Genomic DNA, 10166 nt, shown 5'->3' with positions numbered 1-10166 from the left:
CATTTATGGCCATGGCCATTTGGCTTTTACCGGTTTTATTAACCATCACATTGCTTATGCTGAGTTCATAAGTGGTCGTATCGCTTTGACCGAATACTGAAAATTGAAAAGATAAAAAAGAACTGATAAGTAATAATAATATTCGCATAAGAGATAATTTGTGTCTAACAACCGAATTAAAAGGCTAATAAATTGTTCCAATTCAACCTTCAAATACAAAACTACAGCAGTTCTATTAGATACGGCTTACAAAAAAGGTTCTTAGATTTACAAAATTCCAGTGATTTATCGCCTCATTACCAACCCTTTAATCTTTCATCTTTCAAAAAAGTATGGCTCTTTAAGTCCTATCTCTCTTTTTTCCCGTAATTGACCTTGATTATAAACCAAAACTCATTGGCTCACGCTTGAAACTTAAAGCTTCCAATACCGCTTTACTCGTTTTCTCCCTGACGGCCCAGGCCGAAGCAGAGCGGAAACCCATATTTGGAAAAGCTAAGAACTTCGCATCCCTTGGTTTATACCATCAGCTTATTCATAAGACGCAAAGGCTTGCCAAAGAAAGTGGTCTCGATGTTTTTTGGTTTGATGAAAAAAATCAGATTGGTGAAACCTTCGGTGAAAAGTATACCAACTCTTTTCAGCACATTTTCAATCAAGGTTATCACAAAGTCATCTCCATAGGAAACGACACTCCTGACCTAAACGCTGAGATTTTAACGGAAGCCATTCAACAACTCAAGCATCAAGATTTAATTTTAGGACCTTCAAGAGATGGCGGTGTTTATCTTATTGGTATCAGCCAAGAAGCATTCGTTTTTGAAAAATTCAAAAATCTCTCTTGGGCACAAACAAACCTTTTTGATGACTTATTGGGCTATGCTAGTTCTGGAAACATTGCATGTCATGCCCTTGGATGCTTATTAGATTTAGATCATAAAACTGACCTATACACACTCACGCGGCATACCTCTTTAACCGAATTAGTAAGATACATACTTAAATATCTTACCACCGTCACTTTCTCGCGACCGCACAACTTTCAACACACCTTCGCTATACCCACACTTCAGGGTTTTCAATTGAGAGGTCCTCCTCGCCTGTTTACTAAATAATATCCTTTAGGAAGTACATGAATTCCATGTTTCTTCATTTTACCATTTAGTAAATTATAAATCGAATATGAGAATATTTTTATTAGCTGTTCTGCAGCTATGTTTGACCGTTTCTTATGGTCAAATGTCAACCTATAAATCAAAGGTGACCAATAGGCAAAACGAACCCATCCCCTTCGCTACGGTTAGTATTGAAAACTCGCAAATAATAAGCTCCACAGATGTCAACGGTGTTTTTTCCATTCCATTTAACAGTCCAAATTTTGTTTTAAACATAAGTTCTATTGGTTTTGAAAAACTTACTTTAAGTATTAAAGACGGCAACATTCCTAATATGATAAGAATGGAATCTAGCTCTGAAGAACTAGAAGAAATCGTGGTCACCGCACTAGGTATAGAAAGAGAAAGGCAGTCTTTGGCCTCTTCTATTACGACCGTGAGTGCCAAAGAATTAACAGCTGTTCCACTCACCAATTTGGTGAATAGTCTTGCAGGGCAAGTGGCCGGCGTGCAAATCACCAACGGCTCTTCTGGTGCGGGTTCGTCCTCTAAAATTACCATACGGGGCGAAAACTCCTTAAGCGGCACCAATCAACCACTATTTGTGGTAGATGGTGTACCTATCAGTAACGACCAAATAACAAGCAGCTTAACGAATGATGGCAGACTACAGGAAATAGATTATGGAAACGGAGGGTCAGATTTTAGTGCAGACGACATCGCCTCTATATCCGTTCTAAAAGGAGCAGGTTCTGCAGCCCTTTATGGAGCAAGAGCAGCTAACGGCGTTATTTTGATAAGCACGAAAAGAGGAAACGACAATAAAGGATTGGGCATAAGCCTAAGCAGCTCCGTAACGGTAGAAAACCTACTCACCCTTCCTGATTACCAAAATATATATGGCGGTGGTTCTAATGGGAAATATGCCTTCGAAAACGGCATAGGTGCAGGTGTAAATGATGGCGGCATCAGTAGCTACGGCCCTCTTTTAGACCAAGGTTTTATGGTCAAACAATTTGATAGCCCATCTGTAGATGTCAACGGAAATCCTGTACGTGGTGGAGACGTTATCTCTAGAACTTTCCCTGATGGCTCTTTTACGGAAATCACACCCACGCCATGGATTTCAAGACCAAACAACGTCAAAGACTTTTTTGAAACAGGTGTTACCTCTCAAAACAACATAGCCATTAGCTCATCTGGAAAAAACGGAAGCAGCAGAATTTCCTATAGTAACCTGAGAAACAAAGGTATTTTACCAAATACAGACTTAAAAAGAGATGGCCTTTCTATCAGTTTAGACCAAGCCGTGGGAAAAAAGTTGAGTGTTAATGCCTACATGAACTATATCAACACCAGAAGCAAAAACAGGCCAAACTTAGGATATGGTTATGAAAACGTACTTTACGGATTTAACTGGACAGGACGTCAAACAGATTTAGCCGCTTTGAGAAACTACTGGCAGGCTGGTCAAGAAGGCATTCAGCACTATGATTTTAATTATCTATGGCTCACAAACCCATATTTGACCTTGTATGAAAACACCAATGGTTTTGACAAAAACAGAATTTTAGGAAATGTGTCTGCCAATTATGAAATCACAGACAAACTCAATCTGAGCGTAAGAAACGGTTTAGATACTTATGACGACAAGCGAACCATCAGAAGAGCCGTGAGTACCAATAGTAACCCTTTTGGAACTTACAGAGAAGACCTCGTCACATTTACAGAGCTAAATACAGATGTGCTTCTTTCCTACAAAGACCGAATAAACGAAGATTTCAAATACACCATTTCTACTGGTGCCAATAGATTTGACCAGAAAATAGGCTACCAATATTCAGAAGCTTCTCAACTGGCCATTCCAGGTATTTATACCTTGACCAACTCCAGAACGCCACTAAAAGGGGAGAGTTTGAAGTTTGAAAAGAGAATTAACAGTGTGTATGCTACTGGCAATGTGACGTATAGAAATTCGCTTTACCTAGACTTGACCTACAGAAACGACTGGTCAAGTACTTTACCTTCCAATAATAATTCTTTTGGGTACTATTCCGCTGGACTAAGCTATGTCATTTCTAACATGTTTAACCTGCCAGAAAACATCTCCTTTCTTAACTTGAGGTTGAGTTCTGCCAGTGTCGGAAACGACACAAACCCTTACCAAAACACGCAGAACTACCTTTTCAACCAGAATTATGGTTCACAGTTTAGAGTAACAAACGAGAACGTCCTGAAAAACGCCAACCTTAAACCAGAAAGATTGAATGCCTCAGAAATAGGCTTAGAGCTATGGATGTTTAAAAACAAAATCCAACTGGATGTGGCAGGGTATCAAAACATAAGTATCAATCAAATTATCTCTCGTCCTATCTCTAATGCTACTGGATTTGCCAATTTTAATGTCAACGGTGGAGCAGTAAGAACCAGAGGTTTTGAAGCCATGTTAAGTGCCGAAATCTTAAACAATGGCGGTTTTAAATGGAATTCTTCTGTGAACTATTCCACCTACAGGAGTAATGTAACCAGATTACCAGAAGGTGTAGACCAGTTTGTAACGGGTGTTGCCAATGTTTTTGGTGGATCAGGAGGCTCAAATACCGTTTTCTACATTGCTAAAGAAGGCGGAAGAGTTGGCGATATGTACGGCAGCGGTTTTGTAGAGATTGACGGTAAAACACTTTTTGGTGCTAACGGTCTTCCTGTGCAAGACGGTAAATTGAGGCTGCTCGGTAATTATAACCCAAATTTTGCCATGGGCTTTAACAACAGTTTCAAATACAAATACCTAGAGCTAAAAGTACTGGTAGATTGGAGACAAGGTGGCACCATAGTTTCCAGAACCAAAGCACTGGGAAGCACTTCAGGTGTATTGGCAGAAACGTTGGTAGGCAGAGAAGGTGGTGTAGTGGGCAATGGCCTTATGAACATAGGAACAGCGGATGCTCCTAACTATGTGACCAATACCACCAAGGTACCGGCCAGTGCCTTTTATAATAACTTCTTTGACCGAGGAAACGAGGCCAGTGCTCTATACGACGCCTCTTATGTAAAAGTGAGACAAGTGGGTTTATATTTTAACCTGCCAGCTAAAGCCGTCACTGCCATTGGTTTGCAAAATCTGAAAGTAGGTCTAATAGGAAGTAATCTTTTCTTATTCACCGAGAACCCGCATTTTGACCCAGAGTTAAATGCCCTTCAGGAAACCAACATCATTGCCGGTGTGGAAGATTTCTCTTACCCATCTACCAGAAGTTACGGTCTAAGTTTAAAAACCCATTTTTAAGAATATGAAGAATATACTCCTAACAATATTTGCTCTGGCCATCTCATCACTGAGTTGTACAGACGGGTTTGAGGCACTCAATCAAAACCCCAACGCTCCACAAAATGTGGGTCCTCAGTTTTTACTGACCAATGTCCTTTCTATATCCTCTGACAAAAACGCTTATGAACAAGGCTTTAGACTATCAAACTATTTGTCGCACTTTGCTGCCAGTGTAGAATTTGAAAGAATTGACCGCTACGAAATGGGATCAAACAGTGGATACTGGAATTCCACCTATAAACTCCTTTCAGACATCCGCTCCATGCAAGAACTGGCTGGCGACAATAAAGCTTATTTGGCAGTGGGGAACATCATGAAGTGTTACCTTTTCTCTCAGCTGACAGATATGTGGGGCGATATACCATATACCGATGCGGTGGGTGCTTTAGATGGTAATTACACCCCTGTTTACGACAGTCAAGAAAGTATTTATATGGATCCAAAAACAGGCATTTTGGCTGTTTTGAAGGAATCTGCAGTTATTTTGGAGACTACAGGTGACAAAATCCAAGGCGACATCATGTTTAATGGAAACTTACAGAAATGGATTCGTTTTGCTAATTCGCTTCGTTTTAGATATTTATTAAGAGCCAGTAACAGACTATCCGACTTCTCCGAAATGCAAGCTCTTGCCAATTCAGGAAAATTGATGCAGTCAAATGCTGATAATGCCGTAATAGCCTATTTAAGCTCCGCTCCAAATCAATTCCCTATGGCTTCTGCGAGTCTTGGACTCTACCAAGAACACAGAATGACCCAAACGGTGGATTCTGTCTTAACACTGTGGAATGACCCTCGTGTGATTGTTTTATACAAACCTTCACAGTTGAGTGTAAATAGTGGTTCACCAGCTTACAGAGGCCTTCAAAATGGTCTAAGCCGTGAAACTATAGGTACTAAAGGCATCAACCTCAACGACGTTTCATTATTCGGTTCCATTTTCAGAGATATTCCAAATGGTGTTGACGCTCAGTTTATGCAATATGCCGAACTGCAATTTGCTTTAGCAGAAGCTGCCCAAAAAGGTTATATCTCTGGCGATGTAGCAACCTATTACCAAAACGGCATCAAAGCGAGTTTTGACTATTATAAAGTGGTTCTACCTGCAGCTTACTTAAGTGCAGACGCCATTGCCCTAAACGGCACCAATGATTTGACAAAAATCTTAACCCAAAAATGGATGAGCTTGATAAACGTAGGTCATGAGGCATGGTTTAACATCAGAAGAACAGGCATTCCCATGCTAACCGCTGGACCAGATAACTTAAACGACGGCAAATATCCAGTGCGATATTTATACCCTGAATCTGAACAAGCCACTAATAATGCCAATTACAGAACCGCCGCCGACAAGATGGGTGGTGACAATATCAACAGCAAAGGTTGGTGGGAAAAACAGTAAAAATCAATAACAATAATTTCAAGAAATCATGACTTCCTTATAAAGCCCTGTACTGTTTGAGCACGTAAAAAGTTCTTCATGATAAATGCTATTTTACAATTACCAAGTCATAGCACTTTTTATGTGCGAGTTTACAGAAGGTCGGCCGCTGTAGTTTTTTTTGGAGGAACGCCTCCCCTGTTCGTTTTTTACTCACGGTGCCACGCTTGGCAAAAATGAACTCTCTGACCTGTCTGCCGATTTATCCGCCGTAAGGAGGAAAGGCCGCTGAAACCGTTAAAAATTAAATCATAAGACCAATTTTAAACTTGTTTCAAACCTTATTAAAACGCCAGCAAAAAAATATCCCATATTTGTAAAACCAACACCCCCTTTTTTAATGACCATTTGGAAAATAAACTTATGTATTGGTCTTCTTTTTACAGTACTTATAGGCTGTAATCAGAAGCCAAAAGAAGATAAAGAATACCTTAAAAAGGCTTCATGGGAAGAAATTTCAAAAGAAGCAGACGGTACCACCGTAAACTTTATGATGTGGCAAGGCAGCAACACCATTAATAATTACATGAATAACTATGTGATACCTGAGGTCAAAAAACAATTCAACATTGACCTTAAAATCAGTAGTGGACAAGGCCCTGAAATAGTACAGTTGGTGATGAGCGAAAGAGACGCTTCCATTGACCAAGGGCAAGTTGACATGGTCTGGATAAACGGTGAAACTTTCTTTCAGCTTAGACAGGTAAAAGGGCTTTGGGGACCGTTTGTGGAACAACTACCAAATGCCAAAATGGTGAACTTTAATGACCCCTACATTGGTATGGACTTTCAGCAGCCCGTAGGCTACATGGAAGCTCCGTGGACGGTCAGCCAGTTTGCCATGATTTATGATAGCACAAGATTAAAAACACCTCCTCCTGCCAATTTAGATCAGCTAGCCGCTTACGTAAAAGCCAATCCAGGTACTTTTACCATTTCAAACGACTTTACGGGCATGACCTTGCTCAAAAGTTTCATGGCAGAGCTGGGAGGTGGAAGTAAAGTTTTGGATGGGGAATTTGACGAAAAGAAGTATACGACCCTTTCGAAAAAGCTTTGGGACTACATCAATGCCAACAAAAAGTACTTTTGGAAAAAAGGGAAAACCTTTCCGAACGAGCAGTCTAAAATGAATCAGCTATATGCTATTGGGGAGTTAAACATACTTTATGGTTTCGGTGAGGGTGGCATAGAAAACAAAGTCAACAGTGGGCTTTACCCAAAATCAACGGTGGGTTATCCATGGAAAAACGGAACAGTTAAAAACGCCAATTACTTAGGTATTTTGCATAATGCTCCGCAAAAAGCAGGTGCCATGCAAGTTATCAACTTCTTGATGTCGCCAGAGGCACAACTCAAAAAAGCCAGTAAAGACGGAATGGACTCTAATACTATTTTGGAGCTCGAGCGATTAACACCCGAATTTCAAACCAAATTTAAGGAAGCCATGCAAAGAGAATATGGCCCTACCATGAACGACCTAAAAGACCACGCCATGGCAGAGCCAGCAGCACAATACATGATTAAGCTTTTTGAAGACTTTAGAACAGAGGTGATTGAAAAATAAACGCTTTAATATCGGCATCTTGTTCTTTGCGGTATTTGTGATACTGCCATTTCTATCTGCCTTTTTGTATGCTTTATTATATAGTTTTGGCATCATAGGGGTGGTTAATAATGGCTTTACGCTAAAATTCTGGCAGTCGGTGCTGGGCTCTGGCGAGTTTTTTCGCTCTTTTCTTTATAGTGCCAGCATAGCCGCGGTATCCACCTTCCTTTCTACTTCGGGAGCCCTATGGATTACCCTCAAATTCCGAAAGGAATTAGAAAAAGGCATCTTCTCCTTTTTGATTTATTTGCCTCTGGCGGTGCCTGGAATTGTGACGGGTTTCTTCACTTTTCAGCTGCTTTCTAAAGGTGGTTTTTTCTCTAGAATAGCCTATATGCTGGGCATTATATCAGAAGCCAATCAGTTTCCAGAAATGGTAAACGACACTTATGCCATAGGCATGGTACTCTCATTTATTACCCTTGCCCTCCCCTTCTTTCTCTTACTGTTTTTAAACATTTATAAAAACGAAAGGGTGGAAGAGCTTTCTATTTTGGCTCAGTCTTTAGGAGCGAGTAAACGACAAATTACCAACAAGATTTTCCTGCCGCTACTCTTAAGAAAAAGCTGGATATTGATAGTCTTAAACTTTATAGCCACGCTTGGAGCTTATGAAGTACCCATTATCCTTGGACGGCAGTCTCCAGAAATGCTCTCTATTTTGATACTTAGAGAGATTAGACAGTACGACCTCACAAAGATGTCGGAAGGTTATGTGGTGGCCGTGATTTATACATTGATGGTGACCGCCTGTGTGGTTTTCTTATTCTTATCAAGAAAAAAAAACTTGCATGAAACGTAGCATAAAATCCATATTGCTGGCCATAGCGGGAGTGCTCATCATCTTCCCCTTCGTGTATTTGGTGATGCTTTCGTTGGCTTCCGAATGGCAATACCCCAACATCTTACCAGGGTATTTGGGTTTAAAAAACTGGGAAACTATTTTAGGTTCCGAAATGGGACTCCTGACCAGCTTTTTCGAGTCGGTTCTTATCTCTCTTTCTGTGGCTTTTGTCTCTACTCTATGTGGTTTTTGGGGCAGCAGAGCCGTTTATAATCACCCCAATAATAAACTTTTAACGCTCCTCACCTATTTTCCTTACATATTAGCCCCAGTGGTTTTTGCCGCTTGTTTTAGCTATTTCTTTATCAAAATGGGTTTGTTTGGAAATGCCTTTGGCGTGGTGGCAGCACAGTTTCTTATTACCTATCCGTTTTCATTGATATTCTTTAGTAGTTTTTGGAACAAAAAAATCAAAAGTTATGAAGAACTGGTGACGACCTTGGGGGGAAATTCCTTCCAAACGTATGTGATGGTTTTACTGCCCTTGGCAAAAGGATTACTCTTAATATGCTTCTTTCAAACCTTCCTTATTTCCTGGTTTGAATATGGACTGACTTCGGTGATAGGACTAGGCAAAGTGCAAACCCTGACCATTAAAGTATTCATGTACATCAAAGAAGCCAATTACTATTATGGTGCTTTAAGCTGCTGTTTGCTGATATTTCCGCCGGTATTACTGCTCTATTTCAATAAAAAATACGTTTTCAAAAGCCTATTATAATGTTTTTAAAAGTCAAAGACTTACATAAGAGTTTTAATCATGAAGCGGTGGTGAGCTCGCTTAATTTTGAGCTAAACGCTCATAAAACCCTAAGCATTTTGGGTAAATCTGGTTGCGGTAAAACCACCATGCTGAAAACCATTAGTGGGCTTTTAGCACCAGACCAAGGCGAGATAATGCTAAATGGTGAAATTATCAATGACGTCATTCCGGAAAGAAGAAATGTTGTATATCTATATCAAGAGGATTTACTTTTCCCACACTTGACGGCCTTTGAAAACATAGCATTTGGACTCAGATTAAGAAAAACACCGGAAACCGTAGTACAAGAAAAAGTCATGAAGATGGTAGCGAGTTTGGAGCTAAATGGACAAGAAAACAAGATGCCAAACCAGTTATCTGGCGGACAAAGACAAAGGGTTTCTTTTGGCAGAGCCATCATCACAAATCCTTCGTTACTGCTACTAGACGAACCTTTCGGGAGTTTGGACACGGTGACGAGAGAAAGAATGCAAAAGCTTTTCAAAGCCTTAACAGCCGAGTTTGGCATTACTTCCATTTTTGTAACCCACGACCTAAAAGAGGCCGTACTCATGGGAGATAGCATTGGTTTTATGCAAAAAGGAAACCTAAAAGTATACGCCAACAAAAAGGATTTCATCAACGACCCAAGCACCGGCGTCCAAAATGAAATTGATTTTTGGGGCAGCTTGAAGTAAATTTAAACATCGGAACGAAGTTTTAAGCTTATAGAGAAGGAAAAACTGTTTGTCATGATTTCGGCTTCGAAGGCCAAAATCCCGCCAAACAAATTACAACGTTATGGACATGACTTCCTATTAATATTTCGCTCAGAAGGAGCTGCTGATTACTATTTATGAATGAACCAGAATTATATAAAATAAAAATACCTTATAAAGCTATGTACAGTCTGAGCACTTGAAAAATTCAATGACTAATAGCTATTTAAATAGCACTAAAACTAGAGGAATTTTGAATGTGTAAGTTTACATAGCATAGTTTTTGGACGATCGGCCGCTGCCGTTCGATTTTTAGAACGGTGCCACGACTGGCAAAAAATGAAGTCCCCACCCTGTCTGCCGATTTA

General features: G+C 40.1%; 7 protein-coding genes. All 7 read left to right on the top strand.

The window, feature by feature from the left end; translation table 11 throughout:
* The first annotated feature begins 407 nt into the window (after positions 1-407).
* The 7 genes from ACTBZY_RS06320 (at position 408) to ACTBZY_RS06290 (ending at position 9777) form a co-directional block, all read left to right on the top strand.
* Positions 408-1115, top strand: a complete 708-nt coding sequence (locus ACTBZY_RS06320) for a TIGR04282 family arsenosugar biosynthesis glycosyltransferase (protein ID WP_463045503.1) — start codon at positions 408-410, stop codon at positions 1113-1115.
* Between the two features lie 67 nt (positions 1116-1182).
* Positions 1183-4401 carry a SusC/RagA family TonB-linked outer membrane protein gene (locus ACTBZY_RS06315; RefSeq protein ID WP_463045502.1) on the top strand — a complete coding sequence of 1073 codons (3219 nt, stop codon included), beginning with the start codon at positions 1183-1185 and terminating at the stop codon, positions 4399-4401.
* Between the two features lie 4 nt (positions 4402-4405).
* Positions 4406-5845, top strand: coding sequence for a SusD/RagB family nutrient-binding outer membrane lipoprotein (locus tag ACTBZY_RS06310; RefSeq protein WP_463045501.1), 1440 nt, complete (start codon positions 4406-4408; stop codon positions 5843-5845).
* A 379-nt stretch (positions 5846-6224) separates the two neighbouring features.
* The gene (locus ACTBZY_RS06305; protein WP_463045500.1) at positions 6225-7451 is read left to right on the top strand and encodes an ABC transporter substrate-binding protein; all 1227 of its coding nucleotides are present in this window, start codon (positions 6225-6227) and stop codon (positions 7449-7451) included.
* Entirely contained in the window at positions 7441-8295 is an 855-nt protein-coding gene (locus ACTBZY_RS06300) for an ABC transporter permease subunit (protein ID WP_463045499.1), read from the top strand. Before ACTBZY_RS06305 ends, ACTBZY_RS06300 begins: the two co-directional genes overlap by 11 nt.
* On the top strand, positions 8285-9058 hold the full coding sequence (locus tag ACTBZY_RS06295; RefSeq protein ID WP_463045498.1) for an ABC transporter permease: 774 nt from the start codon (positions 8285-8287) through the stop codon (positions 9056-9058). The genes ACTBZY_RS06300 and ACTBZY_RS06295 overlap by 11 nt, the downstream gene beginning before the upstream one ends.
* Positions 9058-9777, top strand: a complete 720-nt coding sequence (locus ACTBZY_RS06290; RefSeq protein ID WP_463045497.1) for an ABC transporter ATP-binding protein — start codon at positions 9058-9060, stop codon at positions 9775-9777. The genes ACTBZY_RS06295 and ACTBZY_RS06290 overlap by 1 nt, the downstream gene beginning before the upstream one ends.
* Positions 9778-10166: the final 389 nt, after the last annotated feature.

The sequence above is a fragment of the Arcticibacterium sp. genome, assembly GCF_055134445.1.
Note: the sequence above shows the minus strand (reverse complement) of the source record. Positions and strands in the feature narration are given on the sequence as shown.

Coding starts and splice junctions, on each gene's coding strand:
- ACTBZY_RS06315 (WP_463045502.1), top strand. CDS start 1,183: ATGAGAATATTTTTATTAGCTGTTCTGCAGCTATGTTTGACCGTTTCT.
- ACTBZY_RS06295 (WP_463045498.1), top strand. CDS start 8,285: ATGAAACGTAGCATAAAATCCATATTGCTGGCCATAGCGGGAGTGCTC.
- ACTBZY_RS06310 (WP_463045501.1), top strand. CDS start 4,406: ATGAAGAATATACTCCTAACAATATTTGCTCTGGCCATCTCATCACTG.
- ACTBZY_RS06305 (WP_463045500.1), top strand. CDS start 6,225: ATGACCATTTGGAAAATAAACTTATGTATTGGTCTTCTTTTTACAGTA.
- ACTBZY_RS06290 (WP_463045497.1), top strand. CDS start 9,058: ATGTTTTTAAAAGTCAAAGACTTACATAAGAGTTTTAATCATGAAGCG.